The sequence below is a fragment of the Pararhizobium sp. O133 genome, from assembly GCF_051669845.1.
In the GTDB taxonomy this organism is placed as follows: Bacteria; Pseudomonadota; Alphaproteobacteria; order Rhizobiales; family Rhizobiaceae; genus Pararhizobium.
In genome coordinates this window covers 2996588-3018000 of record NZ_CP196426.1, presented here as the reverse complement: position 1 = coordinate 3018000, position 21413 = coordinate 2996588, and the positions used below count along the sequence as shown (strand labels likewise).

Genomic DNA, 21413 nt, shown 5'->3' with positions numbered 1-21413 from the left:
CCACGCATCTATGCGCTTGCATACACATTTTCTTATTTGAAGAGGCAAGTCTCGCAAAAAGCGACATTGTTGTGTCAATGTGACACTTTGGTGATTTCGTGGAATTTTCTTCTAAATTGTTTCTGAAATTTGTTGGACGGCGAAATTAAAGTCCGATATCTGGCGATTTCGCTCTTTCTTTCATTTTCTTACGTAAATTTTCCGTGATCGAAGAAGCTCTATCGCTAATTCTAGGTATTTGCCTTCTGCGCCATCCCGTCGATAATTTTCCATCAGTGGCCGATTTCAACGTCGGCGACCGACTGTGTTCAGGGGAGGAACGGATGGTTCACAAGAAAATCGGGACTGCCATGATGGCGGCGCTGACCGTTGCATTGACCACGACTGTGGCCAATGCGGGCGGTCTGGAACGTGGCGGTTACAATATCGATCTGTTGTTCGATCCGTCCACATATGCGGGTGAAGCCGCGGCGACTTATGTCAATCCGCAGCGCGAACTCAACAATGTCGTGGATACCAATCCGCTGAACGGCATTGGTTCGAATGGTGCTGGTGGCGGCCAGACCAGCGGCGTGGAAGATACCGAAGGTTACTGGGTTCCGCGGATCGGCTTCAAGGCCGGCATCGGCGACAGCGTCGACTGCATGGTCGATTATTCGCAGCCCTGGGGCGCGCACACCAATCCGGGTGCGAACTGGATGGGTGCGAACGACAATATCGAAACCAAGATCGAGAGCGACAACTACGCGGGAACATGCTCGTACAAGTGGGATGCCGGCAAGGGCCAGTTCCGTATCATCGGCGGTGGCTTCTATCAGGAAGTCGGTGGCTTCAAGGAGCGTTTTGTCAGCCCTCTGGTCGCACCCGGATTTGACGGTGTTGGTCGCCTTGATCTCGACGGGAGCGGTTGGGGCTGGCGCGCCGGTGCTGCCTATGAAATCCCCGAATACGCGTTTCGTGCAAGCCTCGTCTATAACAGTGCCGTGAATCTCGATGATCTGGGTGGCACCGTCGATCTTACTCATGTAAAGCTCCCGGTGCGCAATCCCCTCACCGGTGCGCCCGTGATCGACCCCGTTACCGGAAGACCGGTCACGGTCGATGGTACGAAATACGACGTATCGAGCTTCGCCTCGATGCCGGATTCGATCGAACTCAAGTTGCAGACCGGCATTGCGCCCGGTTGGCTTGTTTTCGGTTCGGTCAAGTGGACGGACTGGAGCCAGTTGCAGGTCATTCAGGTCAATCCGAACAGCACTGCGGATCCGCGTAACCTGCCGACCAGCCTGACGCTTCTCTATCGCGACGGCTGGACCGTTTCGGGCGGCGTCGGTCACAAGTTCAACGACCAGTGGAGCGGTGCTGCAAGCCTGACCTGGGACCGCGGCACAAGCCATGGCTACGGCAACCAGACCGACACCTGGACGCTCGGCACCGGCGTATCCTACACCCCGACCGAAAATGTCGAATTGCGTCTTGCCGGCGCCATCGGCGTCCTGACGAGCGGCAGCTCGGTCGGCGAAGACGTAAGCTATGATTTCGGCACCGACCTCGTCAGTGCCATTTCCACGTCGCTGAAGGTCAAGTTCTGATCGACCCAGCATTCAAGGAAGGGCCCGGTGTTCGCATCGGGCCTTTTTTGTAGCTTGCGTTCGGTGAACCATGCAAATGTGCGTGCGGGCTTACGCGTTTGGGCGTGTCTAGCGGTTGTCTCTCCCATATATCATCTCGAAACCGGGGGGCTCTCCGGCCAGATTTTCGGGAGTCGGCGGGTGTCACGTTTTGTGACGATTCAGCAACACATTCTTTCTATAGTCCGCAACGGCAGCGCGGCGGGGGATTGTGTCTATTTCCCGCCACAAACTGGGAGCACCGATGAGCTTGACAAACCTGCAAAGAAGTTTTGAGCATGCGGTGTTTGGAGTGAGATGAGTATTCGCGTTTTCGAAAAAATCCATGTCTCCCGTGATGTTACGCGGCTTCGGAGCAGTTTTGGGACTGTTCGGCAGGTCGTTTTTGCGCGGATTGGATCGTGTGGCCCAGGGCGAGCCGCACTCTTGCCGGAAAAGCCGACTACGGTCGGGAAACTGCCGGCATGACGAATGCGCGAGGCAGAGTATCGATTGGCACTGGCACCGACCGGCTCTTGGGGTTGAACGGAAGATATAGACTATCATGCTGATACGCGGTTACCGGTCGTTGACGTTTCTTGTTTTGAGTTTGGCACTCGCGCTTTCCGCGCAGCAGCGCACGGCCTTCGCGTTCGATCCCGGCGCCGGTGTCACGAAGGAATCCGGACCATTCGCCCTCTTCAAGTTCGGCTTTTCCGCCTACAAGAATGGTCGCAAGGACGAAGCCGTCGAAGCCTACCGTTATGCAGCGGAAAAAGGCCATACGGGCTCCCGCTGGGCGCTGGCCAATATGTACGCTTACGGTGACGGCGTCGCCGAAAACGACCTCGAAGCGTTCAAGATTTACAGCGAGATCGCCGAGAAAGGCGTCGAACCGGGCTCCGAAGATACCGGCTATTTCGTCAATGCACTGATCTCGCTCGCCGGCTACTACCGTCGCGGCATTCCCGACAGTCCGGTGAAGAGCGACATGAGCCAGGCGCGCCAGCTCTATTTCCAGGCGGCTTCCACCTTCGGCGTTTCTGAAGCCCAATTCCAGCTGGCAAGGATGCTGCTGTCGGGCGATGGCGGCAGCGTCAATGTCCAGCAGGCGAAGAAGTGGCTGAACCGCGCCCGCAAGAACGGCCATGCCGGCGCCATGGGCGTGTTCGGCAATGTGATTTTCCAGGAAGGCCAGACGGCACGCGGCCTTGCCTATATGACCGCCGCGCTCGACCAGTGTACCCCCAAGGACAAGCCTTGGCTGCAGTCACTGCAGGAACAGGCTTTCTCGCTTGCCAGTGAAGATGATCGCCGGGCGGCCGTCGCCATGTCCCAGACCATCCATCTCGACAGCGACTGATATCGCTCAGGCTGCAGCCCGTGCTGCGAAGCTGAACTTGCCCGCTACCGGCACGTGATCGGACGGCTTTTCCCAGGCGCGAACATGCTTTTCGACATCGGTTGAAACCAGCCGGTCAGCCGCCTCCGGCGACAGCATCAGGTGATCGATACGGATGCCGAAGTTCTTTGGCCAGCAACCCGCCTGATAATCCCAGAACGTATAGAGCGGCGCTGCATCGCTCGTCGCGCGCACCGCATCGGTGAAACCGAGATTTTCGAGCCGCCGGAAGGATTGGCGCGTGCGCGGCTGATAGAGCGCGTCGTTCTGCCAGACCTTGACGTCCCAGCAGTCATGCGGCTCCGCGATCACGTTGTAATCGCCCGCGAGAATCAAGGGTTCTTCCAGCGCCAGCCGCTCGGCTGCGAAGGCGCTCAGCCGGTCCATCCACGAGAGCTTGTAGGGAAATTTTTCCGTCTCGACCGGATTGCCGTTTGGCAGGTAGAGCGAGCAGACGCGGATGACGCCGCCGTCAACGGAAAACACGCCTTCAATGAACCGGGATTGTTCGTCGGTATCGGCGCCGGGCAGGCCGCGATTGATTTCGTCCGGCTTGATCTTCGACAGGATGGCGACGCCGTTGAAGCCTTTCTGGCCGTGCGTCTCGACGTGGTAGCCGAGTGCCTCGATCTCGCCGCGGGGAAAGCCTTCGTCGACGGTCTTGATTTCCTGCAGGCAGACGATGTCGGGCTGTGATTCCTTCAGCCATGCCACGAGAACGTCGATGCGGGCCCTGATGCCGTTGATATTCCAGGTGACGATTTTCATGATGGGCAATCCTTCGAAATGCGGCGCGGGCTTTTCCTGTTGTAGCCCCGCCGGATTTCTTTGACAAACCGCAAGCTTTGCAAAGCGACCGTTCATCCCGTACAGAATTGCTTCTTGGAGCCGGCTCTTTATAGTCGGCGCATGATTGCTTTGCTGACGACCTATTGGCCGCATATCCTGGCGGTCCTCTCCGTCATTCTCGGCGTGCCAGCCGCCATTCATGCCACGATGACCAAGCAAGAGGTCCGCTCTGCGCTGGGTTGGGTAGGCATCATCGTTCTGTCCCCGGTTCTCGGCGCGCTTCTCTATGCGATTGCCGGCATCAATCGCATCCGCCGCTCCTCTATCGAGCAGCAGCGTTCGCTGGTGCGGGAGCGGGGAACGGACGCCTTAAGCAAGTTCGACGTTACGATCGCGGCGGTCGCCGAGCGATTCGGGCAGCGATTCGGCGCGATGAAGCTTTTGGGAGATCGCGTCAGCCGTCACCGCATGTGCGCGGGCAACCAGATCACCATGCTGGAAGGCGGGGACGCCGCCTATGCGGCAATGCTGCAGCAGATCGCCACCGCCACCCGCGCCATTCTGCTCGAAACCTATATCTTCGATCGCGACGCGATCGGCCTGCGGTTTGCCGATGCCCTGATCGGGGCGGTGAAGCGCGGCGTCGAGGTGCGTATCCTCATCGATGCGGTCGGCGCGCGCTATTCGGTTCCCAGCATTGTCGGTCATCTCGAGGCGGGCGGCGTCACGGTCAAGGTGTTCAACGGCAATATCATCATGGGGCTGCGTCTACCCTATGCCAATCTGCGCACGCACCGGAAAATCCTCGTGATCGACGGCGTTGTCGCTTTTACGGGCGGCATGAATATCCGCTCGGGCTTCACCCTGGAGTTCGCCGGTGATGTTCAGGCGCGTGACACGCATTTCCGCGTCGCCGGCCCGGTCGTCGCCGATCTTTTCCAGGTGGCTTCAGAAGACTGGCAGTTTGCCTGCCGGGAAGTGCTGGAGGGCGCCGCCTGGCAGATTGCGTCGGCGCCACAGGCAAAGCCCGCCATGCTGGTGCGCGCAGTGCCGTCGGGGCCGGACCGGGCCAACGAATCCAATCACAAGATGATGATGGGAGCCTTTTCCGTTGCCAGACATAATATCCGCATCATGTCGCCGTACTTCCTGCCGGACAGGGAACTGATCAGCGCGCTGGTGACGGCTTCACTGCGGGGCGTGGACGTGGATATCATCGTGCCGGCCGTCAACAACCTGGTTCTGGTCGATCGGGCGATGACGGCGCAATTCGACCAGATTCTCAAAGGCGGTTGCCGGATCTGGCGATCGACCGGCGCGTTCAATCATTCCAAGCTGATGACCGTCGATGACCGCTGGGCCTATGTCGGCTCGTCGAACCTCGATCCCCGGTCTTTGCGGCTCAATTTCGAGATTGATCTGGAAGTGCTGGACACGAGCTTTGCCGGCAGCATCGGACATCGAATCCAGGCTGTCTTGAACGAGGCGCATCCGGTCACGCTGCCGGACCTGCATGCCAAGCCTTTCGCCACACGCCTGCTCAATAAGATATTCTGGCTGGGATCGCCGTATCTTTAGGGGTAATGCTGTCGCCGTTGTCTCAGATCGAGAAACTCGTACCGCAGCCACAGCTTGCGACGGCATTCGGGTTTTTGATCTGGAAGGACTGGCCGAGCAGGTTGTCGACGAAGTCGATTTCCGAGCCGCTCATATAGACCAGCGACATGCTGTCGATCAGCACTTTCGCGTCACCCTTCTCCAGGACGAGGTCATCGTCGTCGGCATCCCCGACCAGATCGAACTTGTAGGAGAAGCCCGAACAGCCGCCGCCTTCGACGGAGACGCGCATGGCCTTTTTCTCCGCGTCGGATTTCAGGATGACGGCGATGCGTTTTGCCGCCGAGTCCGAGAGAGTTACAGTTTCCGTCGTCATGTTTACCTCCTGCCGGGGTCAAGATCCGGAGAGATTCGCTGTTTCCATCGTCCGCTGCGTCGTGAAGATCGCACACGAAGTGGGCCGGTTGCGCGGCAAATCCTTGTTTTTGTTCAAGGATACGAGCGGTATCCACTCGGTGCTTTCCTGCAGCGCACACTATAGGTATGAAGGCTTTAAGACCGCGTCAATGGGATGCAAAGTGGGAAATGACATTGGACAGACATGCGCTTGGTTTCGGTTCCGGTGAACGCGCGATTTTCGCCTCCGATCCGTGGGCGAGCCGGGGGCGGCTGTATTCTGAGACCGTGAGCCCGACGCGATCCGATTTCCAGCGCGACCGCGACCGCATCGTCCACACCACCGCCTTCCGCCGCCTGAAGCATAAGACCCAGGTCTTCATCGCCGCCGATGGCGATCACTATCGCACGCGCCTGACCCATACGATCGAGGTGGCGCAGATCGCCCGTGCGCTGGCACGCGCCCTGCGGCTGGACGAGGATCTCGCAGAAGGCGTGGCGCTGGTCCATGATTTCGGCCACACGCCCTTCGGTCATACCGGCGAAGACGCGCTGCACGAAATGCTGAAGCCCTATGGCGGCTTCGATCACAATGCGCAGTCGTTGCGCATCGTCACCAAGCTGGAACGCCGTTATGCCGAGTTCGACGGGCTCAACCTGACATGGGAAAGTCTGGAAGGTCTGGTCAAGCACAATGGGCCGCTGGTGGCGGCAAACGGCGAGGGCATCCGTGGTCCGGTCCCGCAGCCCATCCTTGACTATTGCGCGCTGCATGATCTCGAACTGGCGAGTTTCGCCAGCCTGGAAGCTCAGGTTGCAGCGATCGCGGATGACATTGCCTACAACACCCATGATATCGACGACGGCCTGCGCTCGGGTTACCTGAACTTCGAGATGCTGGAGGAAATTCCGTTCTTGGCCGCGCTGATGCGCGAGGTCCGCGACAAATATCCGGGGCTGGAGGCCAACCGCTTCACCCATGAAATCATGCGCCGCCAGATCACGGCGATGGTCGAGGATGTGATCACCGTCGCCCAGAAGAATCTGCGTGAGGTTAACCCGCAGAGCGCTGCCGATGTGCGGGCGGCGGACAGAGTGATGGCCGGCTTTTCGGAAGCAATGTTTCAAACGGATCAGCAGATTAAGAAAATGCTGATGACCCGCATCTATCGCCACCCCGAGGTAATGCGCGTGCGTGCCAATGCCGCGCTGATCGTCACCGATCTCTACAACGCCTTCATGGCTGATCCGCGCGAGATGCAGAAGCATTACTGGATCGACCAGATTGCCGGCATGGCCGAACCCGCCAAGGCCCGCCATGTCGGCGACTATCTGGCGGGCATGACCGATACCTACGCGATCGCCGTGCACAGGCGCTTGTTTGACCATACCCCTGATTTGCGGTAGTCACCGCGCCGATTGAGGGCGGTCACGCGCATGTTGGGCCGCCGATCTGAACGAAATTAACGCGGTCTCGCGCCCCTTCGGGCCGAGCAGGCCGGATGGATGCGATGAACATTTTCACTGACTTCGAATCAAGAATTAAAAACGTCCTCGAAACGCTTGATATCGTGCGTGAAAATCGCTCCTCCATGGACTTCGGCAGGATCAGTGTGGAGCCGCCGCGCGATGCAAGCCATGGTGACGTTGCAACCAATGCCGCCATGGTACTGGCCAAGCCGCTGGGCACAAATCCGCGGGCGCTCGCCGACCAGATTGTCGAGAAATTGCAGCAGGATCCGGAAGTCGCCGCCGTCTCGGTGGCCGGTCCCGGCTTCATCAACGTCAAGCTCTCGGTCGCCTATTGGCAGAAGCTTCTGGCGGTGATGGTCGCCGATGGTACCAATTACGGCAAGAGTGCCGTTGGCGCCGGCCGCAAGGTCAATGTCGAATATGTCTCGGCCAATCCGACCGGCCCGATGCATGTCGGCCATTGCCGTGGCGCCGTCGTCGGCGACACGCTGGCGAACCTTCTGGCCTTTGCCGGTTATGAGGTGACGAAGGAATATTACATCAACGACGCAGGCTCGCAGATCGACACGCTCGCGCGGTCCGCCTTCCTGCGCTACCGCGAGGCGCTTGGCGAAAAGATCGGTGACATCCCCTCGGGGCTCTATCCCGGTGACTATCTCGTTCCGGTCGGGCAAGCGCTTGCCGACGAATTCGGCACGAGCCTGCGGATCATGCCGGAAGACAAGTGGATGCCACTCGTCAAGGATCGTACGATCGATGCGATGATGGCGATGATCCGCGAGGATCTGGCAGCCCTCAACGTCCACCACGATGTGTTCTTCTCCGAACGCGCGCTGCATGCCGATGGCGCCGGGCGGATCCGCAACGCCATCAACGACCTGACCTTCAAGGGCCATGTCTACAAGGGCGCTTTGCCGCCGCCGAAGGGGCAACTGCCGGAGGACTGGGAAGATCGTGAACAGACGTTGTTCCGCTCGACCGAGGTCGGTGACGATATCGACCGACCGCTGATCAAGTCGGATGGCTCCTATACCTATTTCGCCGCCGACGTTGCCTATTTCAAGGACAAGTTCGATCGCGGCTTCGACGAAATGATCTATGTGCTCGGCGCCGACCATGGCGGCTACGTCAAGCGTCTGGAGGCGGTCGCGCGCGCCGTGTCAGGCGGCGCGTCGAAACTGACGGTGCTGCTCTGCCAGCTGGTCAAGCTTTATCGTGATGCCGAGCCGGTGAAGATGTCGAAGCGTTCCGGCGACTTCGTTACCCTGCGGGATGTGGTCGAGGAAGTCGGCCGCGATTCCGTCCGCTTCATGATGATCTACCGCAAGAATTCCGAGCCGCTCGACTTCGATTTCGCCAAGGTGACAGAACAGTCGAAGGATAACCCGGTCTTTTACGTGCAGTATGCGCATGCGCGTTGCATGTCTGTGTTCCGGCAGGCCAGCGAAGCATTTCCGGGCGTGGATTTCGCAACGATCGATCTGGCGGGCGCGATTGCCGGCAACATCTCTGATTCGAACGAGCTGCAGCTGGTCGCCAAGCTGGCGGAATATCCGCGTATCATCGAGGCGGCGGCACAGTCCCAGGAGCCCCATCGCATCGCGTTTTACCTCTATGATCTTGCCAGCGCCTTCCATGCGCACTGGAATAAAGGTAAAGAGGCTCCTGAATTACGTTTTGTTAACGATAAAAATAGAGAATTGACCATCGCCAGGTTAGGACTTGTGCATGCTGTCGCCTCGGTGCTGAAATCGGGCCTGTCTATTACAGGCACCGCAGCACCGGATGAGATGCGATAGTATTGTCAACATTTCCCCACAATGAACTGGCAGGGACTGGCTAGTAAGTTGTGAGTGGAGCGTATGGCAGAGAAACAATTGGCACGTGGCGAGACTGCGGAATTCGACATTTTGGCGGATGATGATCCGTTGGCCGAACTCGCACGCATCGTCGGGTATGACAATCGGCCTGCGGTCCAGCAGCTTCAGGAATTGGCGAGGCATCGCGAACTGGTGAGCCGTGAACCGGTGCCGGAGGTTCCTTCCCATGCCGAGCCGATGCTCGATCTGGAAAGCGAACTCATGCGCGAGTTCGACGTCTATGACGCGCCGGCCGTGGAGCCTGCGTCGCGTGTCGTCGAATTACCTGACGTCGCCGAGCCGTATGCCGTCGAGCCAGAATTCGCAATCGAGGACGCCGTTGAGCCTGCCTGGGGGCAATATGAGGACGAAGCGTTCCTGCCGTCCACGGATTTTGATGCGGTAGCGCCTGTCGACGAAATCGTCCTGCCTGTCGCTCAGGAGCCGGTTTTCGCGCCGGTCGATGTTCCCGAAATCCACGTGCCCGAAATCCAGGTGCCCGAAATCCAGGTGATTGATGAAGCAGTAGCTGAGTCCTTCACGCATCCGCCGGAAATCGTCTCCACCGAAGCCATTATCGACTGGCCGGTTGACCAGCAGGATGACCTGGTGTTCGACGGCGCCGATCTCGGGCGCGAACTCGAACTGTCGATCGGGTATGACGATTCGCAGGTTGAAGCGCCGGGACCCAGGGCATCTGCCGCCCTGCCACACCGCCTCGAACCGGAACTGGATTTGGGTCCGGTCGTCGAAGAGCCGGCTGTGTTCGAGCCTGTTCAGGCCGCCGTTGTGGACGTGCCGCAAGCGCAGCCCGCACCTGCCGCCGAAACGGTTGTTTCTCAGATGGACCCGCGTGGCATTGATGCCCTGCTGGCCGATATCGAGCGGTTTCCTGTGCCCGCTCAGGCTGACGTAAAGGTTCCGCTGGCGCAGGAAGCGTCCCGCAAGGTAAATTATCCCTTCACGCCGACCTTCAGCCGGGCGACACCGGTTGCCTCCAATGGTGGCGTGTCGTCCCAGAGGGCATTCGCAACGCCGCTGCCGGCCGCAGTCGTCGCCGCTCCGGTGGCTGTCGCGACGGAAACGGCTTATCAGCCGGCTGAAACGCCGGTCGAACCCGTGATAGTCGAATCGGCCGAAGCTCTGAAGCTGCCCGTCGACGATGAGCCGGATTTCGATCTCGACACTTTCGAACTCGATCTTGCCGGTATCGATCTCGATATCGACCCCTCCGAATTCGAGATGGCGGCACAGCAAACGGCGTTTGCCCCGGTCGAGACCGTCGCCGCGGCGCCGGTCACCGAAGCTATCACGCCGGTCGCGTCTATTGCCGAAATGCAGGCCCAAAGCCCAGCGCGGGCACCTTTTGTCGACCTGCCGGAATTCGAAGAGCCGGTGAGCCAGGAGCCGGAAGGCGTCCTGCCGTTCGACCCCTCGATGATTTCCGAGACGGAAGAAAACCTTACGGCCATGGCCGAACTGCACGTGCCGCAGTTGCCTGTCGTCGAACAGGAACGGCCGGTCGTTCAGCAGCCGGATTACGATCTCGATATCGACGCTGAAATGGCTCAGCTGTTTGGCACGCCGAACCGTGGCGCGCGCAACCCGGCTCAGGGCGCCCAGGACGATCATGGCTTTGGCGCCATGCCGCAGTCCGCTGCCGCCCAGCCTGTCGGCAACGGCGCCCGCGTCGAGGACGATTTCGATGAATTCGAAAAGGCCATGGAAGAGGATTTCCGCCTGTCGCTGAGCCAGCGCCAGAACACGGACCCATCGTCGGACCGCCTTGCGGTCGGTTCCGGTTATTCCGCGCCCAACGATGACTACGACGACGAGCGCGGCCCGGTGAAGCGTCGCCTGATGATGCTGGCGGCTGCCGTCGCGGTTGTTGCGATCTTCGGCGGCGCGGGCGTCTACGCCTTCATGGGCGGAAATGCGCCGGGTCTGTCCAGCGGCGATCCGAAAATCATTCTCGCCGACAAGTCGCCCGTCAAGATGGTGCCGGCCGAGAAGGGTGGCAAGACCGTTCCAAACCAGGACAAGGCCGTCTATGATCGCGTTTCCGGTGCTCAGAATACGACGCCGCAGCAGGACGCTCTCGTGTCTTCGACCGAAGAGCCCATCGATGTGGTTCAGCGGACCCTGACGCCGGAAGATCTGCCGCTCGAGGGCCGTGCAGACGAGGTCGCCGGCCTGACGCCGATCAATGACGAGGGGGGCGACCGCCTTCTTCCAGACGATCAGTCCGCCGACAATGCACAGGTGGACGCAACCCCTGCCGTATCACCGCGCAAAGTGCGCACGATGATCGTCAAGCCGGACGGCACACTGGTCGCTCGCGAGGAAACCGTCGCCCAGCCAGAGACGCAGGTGGCCTCCAACCAGGCGCAGCCAAGCGAGGGCGACCCGCAGGTCAAGACGGTGAAGACCACAATAGTGACGCCGCAGGCCGAAACAGCAAAATCGTTGTCGCAAGAAAAGAGCGCGCTGGCGGAAGCCGCCGATGTGACGGTCGAGGAAACCGCGCCGGTTCGTGCCGTCAAGACGACGACGGTAGCCGATGCCGCACCGGTTCAGCAGGCACAGCCGGTCGAAGAGCCGACGAAGGTTGTCGATACCTTCAAGGAGACGACGCCAGTTGCCGAAGACAAGCCGATCGAGACGGCGTCGATCGCGCCTGGAAGCTACGTGATGCAGATCGCATCGCTGCCGTCCGAAGCCGAAGCGCAGAAGTCCTACAAGACGCTCTCCGGCAAATTCGCGAGTGTCATCGGCGGCAAGGGCGTCGATATCAAGCGCGCCGAAATCGCCGGCAAGGGCACCTACTACCGTGTCCGTATCCCGGCCGGCAGCCGCGACGCGGCCAACGCGCTCTGCGCCCAGTACAAGAGCGCCGGCGGCAGCTGCCTTGTGACGAGATAGCCGTCCAGACAATCGGACGAAGGAAGGCGCGGCGACAGTCGCGCCTTTTTCGTTTTGTAGGCCTATTTATGCTTGCAATAGCTGTGAATGACTGTGTTCTGCTGGAAACGGGCATTCGCCCGGCGCGTTGCAACGACTATCATCTCGATATGAGCGAATCAAAAGCATTCATTTCGGGCTGCAAGGGCCTGACCATCACCGCCGAGGAAAACGCTTTCTTTGCCGGTGAACGTCCCTGGGGCTTCATCCTGTTCGGGCGCAATATCGGTGAACCGGCCCAGATATTGGATCTGGTGGCATCGCTGCGCGACAGTATCGGCAATCCCGATGCGCCGGTGCTGATCGACCAGGAAGGCGGGCGCGTCCAGCGCATCAAGCCGCCGATCGTCCAGCAATATCCGAACGGTGCTTCCATCGGCGAAATTTACCGGCGTGACCGGGAGCAAGGGCTGCGCGCCGCATGGCTGATGTCGCGCCTGCATGCCTTTGATCTCATGCGGCTGGGTGTCACCGTCGATTGCCTGCCGGTGCTCGATGTGCCGATCGAAGGCAGCAGTGAGGTCATCGGCAATCGTGCCTACGGATACGATCCCAAAGCCGTGGCCGAGATTGGTGCGGCGGCGGCAGAAGGCCTCAAAGCTGGCGGCATGCTGCCGGTGATGAAGCACATGCCGGGTCATGGCCGCGCCTTCGTCGATTCGCACCACAAGCTGCCGGTGGTCGATGTGACCTTCGATGAACTGGCGAAAAGCGACTTCGTGCCCTTCGTTTCCATGAGGAACGAGTTGATGGCCATGTCGGCGCATATCGTCTTCACGGCGATCGATCCGGAAAATCCGGCCACGACCTCGGCCAAGGTCGTTCGCGAGATCATCCGCGGTCATATCGGCTTTGATGGCCTGCTGATGTCGGACGACGTGTCGATGAACGCGCTTGCCGGAGATATAGAGCAGCGCGCACGCGGTATTGTCGCCGCCGGGCTCGATATGGTGTTGCATTGCCATGGCATCATGGATGAAATGCTGCAGGTGGCGCGCGTGGTTCCGGTTCTGGCCGGCGACGCCTTGCGCCGCGTCAAGGCCGTCGAGGCCGGTTTCAGCAAGCCCGATGGTGCGGATGAAGCTGCGCTGCGTGAAGAATTCAACGGCATGTTCGCCATCTCTTGAAGGGGCACAGGCTGATTTCAGGGGTAAACCAATCGTGAGCAATGCCGCCGATACACAGAGGAAGTCGGCAGCACGCGCGCCGATGGATCCGCTGTGGCAGGACGAACCCGCCGATCGCGGACTGCACGAGGAAGAACTCGTCGTCGATATTGCCGGCTTCGAAGGGCCGCTCGACCTTCTCCTGCATCTTGCCCGCAACCAGCGTGTCGATCTCGCGCGCATTTCCGTGCTGGCGCTCGCTGAACAGTATATCGCTTTCATCGAACGCGCCCGCAGCATCCGGCTTGAGCTGGCGGCCGACTATCTCGTGATGGCGGCTTGGCTCGCCTTCCTCAAATCGCGGCTGCTGATCCCGCAGCAAGCCAAGGACGAAGGCCCCTCCGGCGAGGAAATGGCCTCGGCGCTGGCTTTCCGCCTCAAGCGGCTGGAAGCGATGCGGGAGGCGGCGACCCGTCTCATCAACCGCAATCGGCTCGGCCGCGATGTCTTCGCGCGCGGCGCGCCGGAGCATATTCCGGTCGAAAAGAAATCGGCCTTCGAAGCTTCGCTCTACGATCTCCTGCATGCTTACGCGTCGCTGCGCCAGCGCGAAGCCATCATGCAGGTGACGATCGAGAAGCGGCAGGTCTGGTCATTGTCCGACGCCCGGCTGATTCTCGCCCGGCTAATCGGGGATATGATAAAATGGACGGCGCTGGACCATTTCTTGCTGCGCTACATGACCAGCCCGAAGGAGCGGGCGACGGCCATTGCCAGTTCCTTTGCGGCTTCGCTCGAAATGGTGCGCGAGGGCCGGCTCGAAATACGCCAGGATGGCGCGTTCTCGCCGATCTACCTGCGCCAGGGACCAAACCCGCTGACGCCGCAGGCGCTGGCGGATATGGAGGCGGGGCGTGACTGATCCGCAAGAGCAGCTGCCAGGCGTCATCGAGCGGGATGAGGAGGCGGACGGTGCACAGGCCGTGCTGGATCCGAAACTGGAGCTGGAGGCCGAGCGGATCGCCGAGGCGCTTGTCTTCGCTTCCGCCCAGCCGGTATCCGAAGGCTATATCGCCTCCCGACTGCCGCGCGGCGCCGATGTTCCGCGCATCATGGCGCGGCTCAAATCCATCTATGCGGAACGCGGCGTCAATCTCGTTCAGGTCGCCGAACACTGGGCGTTCCGTACCGCCGCCGATCTCTCCTTCGTTGTGCAGACCGACGAAAACGAGGTGCGCAAGCTGTCGCGCGCGGCGCTCGAGGTGTTGGCGATCATCGGCTATCACCAGCCGGTAACCCGTGCCGAGATCGAGGACATTCGTGGTGTCCAGACATCGAAGGGGACGCTCGACGTCCTGATGGAGGCTGGCTGGATTCGGTTTCGTGGCCGACGACGCACGCCCGGTCGTCCGGTCACCTTCGGTACGACGCGCGATTTCCTCGATCATTTCGGGCTCGAGGACCTGCGGGACCTGCCGGGATTGGAGGAACTGAAGGGGGCGGGGCTGCTGTCCGGCCGCATTCCGTCGAATTTCCAGATCCCGGTTCCGCTTGGCGATGATGGTCTGGGCGATGACGAGGACCCGATCACGCAGCTCGATCTGGAAGAATTGGGCCTGCTCGTACCGACCGGCGGTGACGAGGAATAGTTTTCAGGTCTCATGGCTGCGCCTATTCGTCACGCTTGCGTGACCGCGCGCGAGATTTGGCTGGAAAGTCCGAAAAATCATACTGTTGACTGTATCTCCACCCAACTCTCCGTGTAAGGATTGCGCGACGTGCGGCTTTCCGTTAACGAGCGGGATAGATTGCCGTTTGAAAAAGATGATCGAACATCTTAAATCGGGGTTCAAGTCTTCAAGGGAGTAAGGATATGGGTTCCTTTAGTATCTGGCATTGGCTGATCGTTCTGGTCGTGGTTCTGCTGCTGTTCGGCCGTGGCAAGATCCCGGAACTGATGGGCGACGTTGCCAAGGGCATCAAGAGCTTCAAGAAGGGCATGACCGACGACGACGCGACACCGACGACCGAGAAGGGTCTCGACGGCAAGACGGTCGAACACAAATCCGACGAAGTCCGCTAATCATGCATTGGGTAACAGGACCTGTCCCGTGTGGCAGGTCCTGACGCTTTCGGTTTCGTGGAGTTCTGAGAATGCTTGATGTCGGCTGGACCGAGCTCGTCGTTATCGCCATCGTTCTGATCATCGTGGTCGGCCCCAAGGACCTGCCGCCGATGCTCAGGACGTTTGGCAAGATGATGACGAAAATGCGCGGAATGGCGGGTGACTTTCGCCAGCAGTTTGATGAAGCGCTCAAGGAGGCCGATCTCGACGACGTGCGCAAGACGCTTGCGGATGCGCAGAAGCTCAATCCAGCGCACAGTATCCGCGAGGCCATGAACCCGCTTCGGCAGATGGGCAACGAGATCAAGGCCGACCTGCAGAAGGCGACGACCGTCGAGAAGTCAAAGGAGCCGTTCACACCCGCTTCCACTGATACTCCCGCCGAAACCGTCGTTGCGCAGGAAGAACCAAAAGCTGACCTGGCCAAGCCCGATCCGGTCGCCGCCGCGGCAATCGCATCCGCCGCCAAACAGCTGGATCGCGCTGCAGCCGTTGATGCCGAAAAGCCGAAGGCCAAGCGCGCTTCCAAGCCGAAAATGACCGTTTCGGACGCCGCAATCGCTGCGCCGGTCGCGACGGTGGCCGCCAAGGCTTCAATCAAGAAACCAAAAAATTCGGTCCCGGCTGGCGTGAAGCCGGAGGCCCGCAAGGTTGCCGCCAAGGCGACCAAGAAAACGGGTGATGCATGAGCGGCGATATCGAAGACAAGCCTCAGCCGTTGATGGCGCATCTGATCGAACTGCGCGCACGCCTGATGTGGGCGGTCGGCGCCTTCTTCGTCGCGTTCATTGTCTGCTTCTACTTCGCCAAGGGCATCTTCAATGTCCTTGTCCAGCCGTTCAAATGGGCTGTGGAATGGGCAGGGCTCAGCCACAAGTCTGTTGAACTGATCTACACGGCGCCGCAGGAATTCTTCTTCACCCAGGTGAAGGTCGCCATGTTCAGCGCGCTGGTCATCGCATTCCCGGTGATTGCGTCGCAAGTCTACAAATTTGTTGCCCCCGGTCTCTACAAGAACGAGCGGGCGGCCTTTCTCCCATTCCTGGTCGCGTCGCCGATCCTGTTTATCATGGGCGGGTGCCTGGTCTATTTCTTCTTTACGCCTATGGTCATGTGGTTCTTCCTGGCCATGCAACAGGATGGCGGCGAGGGGCAGGTATCGATCCAACTCCTGCCTAAGGTTTCGGAATATCTCAGCCTGATCATGTCGCTGATCTTTGCCTTCGGGCTCGTGTTTCAGCTGCCGGTGATCACCACGCTGCTGGCCCGCGTTGGCTTCGTTACATCGCAAGGGCTGAAGGACAAACGCAAATATGCGATCGTCATTGCGTTCATTGCGGCTGCGATCCTGACACCGCCGGACCCGGTTTCCCAGATCGGTCTTGCCCTGCCGGCCATCCTTCTCTACGAGGTTTCAATCTATACGGCCCGACTCATCGAGCGGCAACGGGAACGCGATGCGGCGGCACGCGCGGTTGCCGAGGCGGAAGAAAACGCCAGCTGACGCAAACCCGCGTCAGTGCGTTCGGGCTCCGATTTTCGATACGACCGATCAGGACCTGAACGACCATGCTAGATATCAAATGGATTAGGGACAATGCAGAAGCCCTGGACGCGGCGCTCGCAAAGCGCGGTGCGGAGCCCTTGTCGGCAGCATTGATTTCGCTTGATGAAAAGCGTCGCTCCCTAGTTCAGGCGCTGCAGGACATGCAGTCGCGCCGTAATGCCGCCTCCAAGGAAATCGGCGCTGCGATGGCGCAGAAGAACAGCGAACTTGCCGAGACGCTGAAGGCTGAGGTGGCCGAGCTCAAGACGACCATGCCGGCTCTGGAAGAGGAAAGCCGCCAGACGGACGCTGAGCTTGCGGACGCCCTGTCGCGCATTCCCAATATCCCGCTCGATAACGTTCCCGTCGGCAGCGACGAAAGCGGCAACGTGGTCAAGCACAGCTATGGCCAGAAGCCGGGTTGGAATCACAAGCCGAAGGAACATTTCGAGATCGGCGAGGAACTCGGCTGGCTCGATTTCGAAGGCGCCGCCAAGATCGCCGGTTCGCGTTTTACCATCGTCAAGGGACAGCTCGCCCGGCTTGAGCGTGCGCTCGGCCAGTTCATGCTTGACCTGCATACCGGCGAGCATGGCTATCTCGAAGTTCAGCCGCCGCTGATGACACGCGAAGAGGCGATGTACGGCACGGGACAATTGCCGAAGTTTTCCGAGGATCTGTTCAGGACCACGGATGGCCGCTGGCTCATCCCAACGGCTGAAATTCCGCTGACCAACATGGTGCGCGAGCAGATTCTCGAAGCGGACAAGCTGCCGCTGCGCCTGACGGCCCTGACGCCATGCTTTCGCTCAGAGGCTGGCTCGGCCGGTCGCGATACGCGCGGCATGCTGCGCCAGCATCAGTTCAACAAGGTCGAACTCGTCTCCATCACCGATGTCGACAGCTCGATCGATGAGCACGAGCGCATGACGGCCTGCGCCGAGGAAGTGCTGAAGCGTCTTGGTCTGCATTACCGTGTGATGACGCTCTGCACCGGCGACATGGGCTTTGGCGCCCGCAAGACCTATGACCTCGAAGTTTGGCTGCCGGGGCAGGATACCTATCGCGAGATTTCGTCCTGCTCGGTCTGCGGTGACTTCCAGGCACGGCGGATGAATGCACGTTACCGCGTCAAGGACGACAAGAGCCTGAAGTTCGTCCACACGCTGAACGGATCGGGCACTGCTGTTGGGCGTGCGCTGATTGCCGTCATCGAAAATTATCTGAATGAAGATGGATCGGTAACCATCCCGGACGTATTGTTGCCCTATATGGGCGGCCGGACCACGATCGAACGGGCCAGCTAAGCCGCGTCCTGCGGCAGGGGTAGAGATGCGGATTCTGCTGACCAATGACGATGGCATTCATGCCGAAGGCCTTGCCGTTCTCGAACGGATCGCGCGCACCCTTTCGGACGATGTCTGGGTGGTCGCGCCCGAAACCGACCAGAGCGGCCTGGCGCATTCGCTGACGCTTTCGGAGCCGCTGCGCCTGCGCCAGATTTCGGAAAAGCATTTCGCCCTGCGCGGAACGCCGACCGACTGCGTCATCATGGCGGCCCGCAAGGTGCTGGATTTCAAGCCGGATCTCATCTTGTCCGGCGTCAATGTTGGCGCCAACATGGCCGATGACGTCACCTATTCCGGTACGATTGCGGGGGCGATCGAAGGCACGTTGCAGGGTATCCGCTCCTTCGCGCTCAGCCAAGCCTACAGCCATGTCAGCGGCGCACCTGTCCCGTGGGGTGTCGTTGAGACCCATGCGCCGGCGCTCATCCGCAAGCTGATGTTCCTCGATCTGCCGGATGGCACCTTCCTCAATCTGAATTTTCCGAATTGCACTGAGGATGCCGTCCAAGGCACGGAAGTCACGTCACAGGGCAAACTCGATTTCGGCCTGACGATCGATGAGCGGGCCGATGGGCGCGGTCATCCCTATTTCTGGCTTCGTTTTGGCGAACGTTTCGGCGATTTCCGGGCGGGGACGGACATTCATGCAATCCGCGAGCACAAGATTTCGGTGACGCCGCTGAAACTCGACCTGACCGATTATGCTGTCCAGGACCGTGTGGCACGGGCGCTTCTCGACGGAGAGGCCGATTGAGCCCCAGGATCGTCGAGCAGGAAGGGTTTGCGGCGCTGATGCTGCGGCTGAGGGGCGAGGGCATTTCCAACAAGGATTTGCTCAACGCCGTCGAACAGACGCCGCGCGCGATCTTCGCGCCGCCGCAATATCAGGACAATGCCTATTCCTCCCGCCTGGTGCCGCTCGATTGTGGCGCCTTCATGGAGGGCGTCGATTTCGCTGTGCGGCTGCTGCACAGCCTGAATATCAAGTCGGGACAGCGCATCCTCGAGGTCGGGACGGGCAGCGGCTTTACCGCCGGCGTCATGGGCCGGATCGCCGAACGGGTTCTGACGATCGATCGTTACAAGACACTTGTCACCACCGCGCAGCGCAATCTCGAAAAGGCCGGCGTCCGCAACGTCGTTGTTCGTCACGCCGATGGCAGCATCGGGCCGGCGGGCGAGGGGACCTTCGACCGCATTTTGATCACTGCGGCCTTCCCCAGCCTGCCGCGCGTCTTTTCCGATCATCTCGTTTCTGGCGGCGTTCTCATCGTGCCGATCATGATGAGTGAAACGGAATGCCGTATCGTCCGGCTGACGCGGACCGGTAGCCGCTTCGACCGCGAGGACCTGTTCGAGGCGCCTTACCTGCCGATCCAGCCGCAACTGGCATCCTTCCTGTAGGCCGGATGCCGGACTCGATCTATACCAGCCGCGAGCTTGCCGCTCTCTACGACAGTCTCAATGCTGCCGGGCCGGATACGGATTTCTATTGCGCGATCGCAGGGCACCCGTCCCGCATTCTCGATCTTGGCTGCGGCACCGGCCTCCTTTCCGTCCGGCTTGCCGGGCTTGGACATGCGGTGACCGGAGTGGATCCCGCGGACTCCATGCTGGACATTGCCCGACGTCGTGATGGAGGTGATCATGTCCGCTGGATCCTTGGCGATATCGCCGCCGTGCCGCTGAACGGCCGTTTCGATCTTGTCCTGATGACCGGACATGTGTTTCAGGTCTTTCTCGGACAGGCCGAGACAGTAGCCATGCTGTCGACAGTGAAGCGGCATCTTGAGCCCGGTGGCCGCCTTGCATTCGAAAGCCGCAATCCACTCACGCGCATCTGGGAAGACTGGGTGCCGGAAAAATCTCGCCGGGTGATCGAACACCCGGAACTCGGGATTGTCGAAACCTGGCATGAGGTCACGCAAGTCTGCGGAGGGCAGGTGACCTTTCGCACCCATACCGTATTTGACGCAGGCCGTTGTGCCGATGTCAGCGACAGCGTGCTCTCTTTCCGCGATCAGACGGAAATCGAGTTCATGCTGCGGCAGGCAGGATTCTCCGAAATGGAGTGGCTGGGTGAGTGGGACAGTCAGCCTTTTCGAACTGAAAGCCCGGAAATCATCGTCATTGCACATTGATTCCGAACATTTTTGTTGCACAGCAACAATGCAGTCGAGTGCGAAGTCGCGAAACATAACAATTAATCATTGCGAAATCAGAGCGTTAATTTTTCGTTAACGATAGTCAGCCTCGCGCAAGTTTCGGGGCATAACCGGGATTTGCGCACAAAAGTCATATCTATGAGCTGACCTCTGACCTGATGCGTGTTTGTCAGTTCTATTCCAGGCGTCTAAACGCAGGAGACGACAGATGCAGATCGCGAACAGATTGACCTCGACGGCAACCGGCGACGGCATGGGCAACCTTGCGGGCCGCGCGGTGGGGCAGGCGAACTCGGGAAGCCGCGAGGCTGGCAGTGCAACACCGTCTTTCGTCGGCGGCTACGATCCGTCCTCGCGTGTGTCTCTCTCGGCCGAGACGCTCCTGTTCCTCAGCCGCACCAGGAAGGCTCAGGACAAGCAGCCAGCGCTGACGCAGGACGAATGGGCCAACAAACTCTCGCCGCAACTGGCCGCGCGCGAATATCAGGCTTTCGGGAAATACAGCGAGACCGGCGACCATAAGGCCTATTATCGCGCCTTCATCGAATATTACGATAACCTGCGTCCCGAGGACCAGAACAGCCTTCGCTATTTCGGCACGCGCGACGCAGCGATCGCCGGCGCGCGCTCGGTCGAATATAACGACGAGAGCGGTATCGACAGCGGGGTCGGTTTCCAGACGCTCGTCAGCGTTCTGCTCGATACCGAAAAGACCGAGACGGACCTGAACCAAGGCCAGGACGTCGGCGGTATGATGACCGGCGACATGTTCGGCTGGGATACGGGAACGATCAGCTACGAGGATGTAACGCAGACGCGTGGCGCGCTCTCCGAGATCGAGAAGTTCTACCAGGAGAGCTTCTGACGCGCATGCTCCCGGCGGACGTCTAAAAGCCATAAATGGCTGGCCCTATACGAGGTCTGTCGCCCCGGCTGTTCAAGCTTGCGCTGCGCGGCCTCATTGGAGCAGGAATGCCGTTGCATCCGTTTCGATCGCTTGTTGCTGATTTGCTTGGCTCTGGCTGGCGATCATGGTTATCAATTCATCACAAATCGCGAGTGGCTAAGCCGGTTT

The 21413-nt window shown here is 60.0% G+C and carries 19 protein-coding genes; 17 read left to right on the top strand and 2 right to left on the bottom strand.

All coding sequences use genetic code 11. The annotated features are described in order from the left end of the window. The first annotated feature begins 323 nt into the window (after positions 1–323). Together ACST81_RS14410 and exoR are read left to right on the top strand one after the other, a co-directional pair. Positions 324–1592 (top strand): OmpP1/FadL family transporter, encoded by a 1269-nt coding sequence (locus ACST81_RS14410; protein WP_438748707.1) that lies wholly within the window; start codon positions 324–326, stop codon positions 1590–1592. A gap of 583 nt (positions 1593–2175) precedes the next feature. Next, positions 2176–2973 carry an exopolysaccharide production regulator ExoR gene (gene exoR / locus ACST81_RS14405; protein ID WP_438748706.1) on the top strand — a complete coding sequence of 266 codons (798 nt, stop codon included), beginning with the start codon at positions 2176–2178 and terminating at the stop codon, positions 2971–2973. Positions 2974–2979: 6 nt separating this feature from the next. On the opposite strand, the gene xth is transcribed toward exoR, so the two are convergent. Further along, positions 2980–3780: an exodeoxyribonuclease III gene (gene xth, locus ACST81_RS14400; protein ID WP_438748705.1), complete on the bottom strand. Its 801-nt coding sequence runs from the start codon at positions 3778–3780 to the stop codon at positions 2980–2982. 141 nt (positions 3781–3921) lie between these two features. Between xth and ACST81_RS14395 the strand changes: the two genes are divergently transcribed. Beyond that, the gene (locus ACST81_RS14395; RefSeq protein ID WP_438748703.1) at positions 3922–5379 is read left to right on the top strand and encodes a phospholipase D-like domain-containing protein; all 1458 of its coding nucleotides are present in this window, start codon (positions 3922–3924) and stop codon (positions 5377–5379) included. 22 nt (positions 5380–5401) lie between these two features. Here the strand turns inward: ACST81_RS14395 and erpA are convergent, their stop codons facing one another. Beyond that, complete coding sequence (gene erpA, locus ACST81_RS14390) at positions 5402–5734, bottom strand: iron-sulfur cluster insertion protein ErpA (RefSeq protein WP_438748702.1); 333 nt, start codon at positions 5732–5734, stop codon at positions 5402–5404. 209 nt (positions 5735–5943) lie between these two features. On the opposite strand from erpA, the gene ACST81_RS14385 reads away from it, so the two are divergent. The 14 genes from ACST81_RS14385 to ACST81_RS14320 all read left to right on the top strand — a co-directional run bounded on the left by ACST81_RS14385 (position 5944) and on the right by ACST81_RS14320 (position 21203). Next, entirely contained in the window at positions 5944–7161 is a 1218-nt protein-coding gene (locus ACST81_RS14385; protein ID WP_438748700.1) for a deoxyguanosinetriphosphate triphosphohydrolase, read from the top strand. A 104-nt stretch (positions 7162–7265) separates the two neighbouring features. Continuing rightward, positions 7266–9026 (top strand): arginine--tRNA ligase, encoded by a 1761-nt coding sequence (argS, locus tag ACST81_RS14380; RefSeq protein WP_438748699.1) that lies wholly within the window; start codon positions 7266–7268, stop codon positions 9024–9026. 63 nt (positions 9027–9089) lie between these two features. Beyond that, positions 9090–12008, top strand: a complete 2919-nt coding sequence (locus ACST81_RS14375; protein ID WP_438748697.1) for an SPOR domain-containing protein — start codon at positions 9090–9092, stop codon at positions 12006–12008. Positions 12009–12157: 149 nt separating this feature from the next. Then, a complete protein-coding gene (nagZ, locus tag ACST81_RS14370) occupies positions 12158–13174 on the top strand; it encodes a beta-N-acetylhexosaminidase (protein ID WP_438753573.1) in 1017 nt (338 codons plus the stop codon). Positions 13175–13256: 82 nt separating this feature from the next. After that, positions 13257–14075 carry a segregation and condensation protein A gene (locus ACST81_RS14365; protein WP_438753572.1) on the top strand — a complete coding sequence of 273 codons (819 nt, stop codon included), beginning with the start codon at positions 13257–13259 and terminating at the stop codon, positions 14073–14075. A gap of 13 nt (positions 14076–14088) precedes the next feature. After that, positions 14089–14802, top strand: a complete 714-nt coding sequence (gene scpB / locus ACST81_RS14360; protein WP_438753569.1) for an SMC-Scp complex subunit ScpB — start codon at positions 14089–14091, stop codon at positions 14800–14802. A 224-nt stretch (positions 14803–15026) separates the two neighbouring features. Beyond that, a complete protein-coding gene (locus ACST81_RS14355) occupies positions 15027–15236 on the top strand; it encodes a twin-arginine translocase TatA/TatE family subunit (RefSeq protein ID WP_438748695.1) in 210 nt (69 codons plus the stop codon). Positions 15237–15307: 71 nt separating this feature from the next. Then, positions 15308–15967, top strand: a complete 660-nt coding sequence (gene tatB / locus ACST81_RS14350) for a Sec-independent protein translocase protein TatB (protein ID WP_438748693.1) — start codon at positions 15308–15310, stop codon at positions 15965–15967. Beyond that, positions 15964–16782, top strand: coding sequence for a twin-arginine translocase subunit TatC (gene tatC, locus ACST81_RS14345; RefSeq protein ID WP_438748692.1), 819 nt, complete (start codon positions 15964–15966; stop codon positions 16780–16782). Before tatB ends, tatC begins: the two co-directional genes overlap by 4 nt. 65 nt (positions 16783–16847) lie before the next feature. After that, positions 16848–18131 (top strand): serine--tRNA ligase, encoded by a 1284-nt coding sequence (serS, locus tag ACST81_RS14340; protein ID WP_438748691.1) that lies wholly within the window; start codon positions 16848–16850, stop codon positions 18129–18131. A 25-nt stretch (positions 18132–18156) separates the two neighbouring features. Then, on the top strand, positions 18157–18927 hold the full coding sequence (gene surE / locus ACST81_RS14335) for a 5'/3'-nucleotidase SurE (RefSeq protein ID WP_438748689.1): 771 nt from the start codon (positions 18157–18159) through the stop codon (positions 18925–18927). A gap of 38 nt (positions 18928–18965) precedes the next feature. Further along, positions 18966–19577, top strand: a complete 612-nt coding sequence (locus ACST81_RS14330) for a protein-L-isoaspartate(D-aspartate) O-methyltransferase (RefSeq protein WP_438753567.1) — start codon at positions 18966–18968, stop codon at positions 19575–19577. 5 nt (positions 19578–19582) lie between these two features. Then, entirely contained in the window at positions 19583–20314 is a 732-nt protein-coding gene (locus tag ACST81_RS14325; protein ID WP_438748688.1) for a class I SAM-dependent methyltransferase, read from the top strand. A 232-nt stretch (positions 20315–20546) separates the two neighbouring features. Then, on the top strand, positions 20547–21203 hold the full coding sequence (locus ACST81_RS14320) for a biotin biosynthesis protein BioC (protein WP_438748687.1): 657 nt from the start codon (positions 20547–20549) through the stop codon (positions 21201–21203). Positions 21204–21413: the final 210 nt, after the last annotated feature.

What these genes read in the sequence shown, in the direction of transcription:
- ACST81_RS14410 (WP_438748707.1), top strand. Translation starts at nt 324, where the DNA reads ATGGTTCACAAGAAAATCGGGACTGCCATGATGGCGGCGCTGACCGTT.
- exoR (WP_438748706.1), top strand. Translation starts at nt 2,176, where the DNA reads ATGCTGATACGCGGTTACCGGTCGTTGACGTTTCTTGTTTTGAGTTTG.
- xth (WP_438748705.1), bottom strand. Translation starts at nt 3,780, where the DNA reads ATGAAAATCGTCACCTGGAATATCAACGGCATCAGGGCCCGCATCGAC.
- ACST81_RS14395 (WP_438748703.1), top strand. Translation starts at nt 3,922, where the DNA reads ATGATTGCTTTGCTGACGACCTATTGGCCGCATATCCTGGCGGTCCTC.
- erpA (WP_438748702.1), bottom strand. Translation starts at nt 5,734, where the DNA reads ATGACGACGGAAACTGTAACTCTCTCGGACTCGGCGGCAAAACGCATC.
- ACST81_RS14385 (WP_438748700.1), top strand. Translation starts at nt 5,944, where the DNA reads ATGACATTGGACAGACATGCGCTTGGTTTCGGTTCCGGTGAACGCGCG.
- argS (WP_438748699.1), top strand. Translation starts at nt 7,266, where the DNA reads ATGAACATTTTCACTGACTTCGAATCAAGAATTAAAAACGTCCTCGAA.
- ACST81_RS14375 (WP_438748697.1), top strand. Translation starts at nt 9,090, where the DNA reads ATGGCAGAGAAACAATTGGCACGTGGCGAGACTGCGGAATTCGACATT.
- nagZ (WP_438753573.1), top strand. Translation starts at nt 12,158, where the DNA reads ATGAGCGAATCAAAAGCATTCATTTCGGGCTGCAAGGGCCTGACCATC.
- ACST81_RS14365 (WP_438753572.1), top strand. Translation starts at nt 13,257, where the DNA reads ATGGATCCGCTGTGGCAGGACGAACCCGCCGATCGCGGACTGCACGAG.
- ACST81_RS14355 (WP_438748695.1), top strand. Translation starts at nt 15,027, where the DNA reads ATGGGTTCCTTTAGTATCTGGCATTGGCTGATCGTTCTGGTCGTGGTT.
- tatB (WP_438748693.1), top strand. Translation starts at nt 15,308, where the DNA reads ATGCTTGATGTCGGCTGGACCGAGCTCGTCGTTATCGCCATCGTTCTG.
- tatC (WP_438748692.1), top strand. Translation starts at nt 15,964, where the DNA reads ATGAGCGGCGATATCGAAGACAAGCCTCAGCCGTTGATGGCGCATCTG.
- serS (WP_438748691.1), top strand. Translation starts at nt 16,848, where the DNA reads ATGCTAGATATCAAATGGATTAGGGACAATGCAGAAGCCCTGGACGCG.
- surE (WP_438748689.1), top strand. Translation starts at nt 18,157, where the DNA reads ATGCGGATTCTGCTGACCAATGACGATGGCATTCATGCCGAAGGCCTT.
- ACST81_RS14330 (WP_438753567.1), top strand. Translation starts at nt 18,966, where the DNA reads ATGCTGCGGCTGAGGGGCGAGGGCATTTCCAACAAGGATTTGCTCAAC.
- ACST81_RS14325 (WP_438748688.1), top strand. Translation starts at nt 19,583, where the DNA reads ATGCCGGACTCGATCTATACCAGCCGCGAGCTTGCCGCTCTCTACGAC.
- ACST81_RS14320 (WP_438748687.1), top strand. Translation starts at nt 20,547, where the DNA reads ATGCAGATCGCGAACAGATTGACCTCGACGGCAACCGGCGACGGCATG.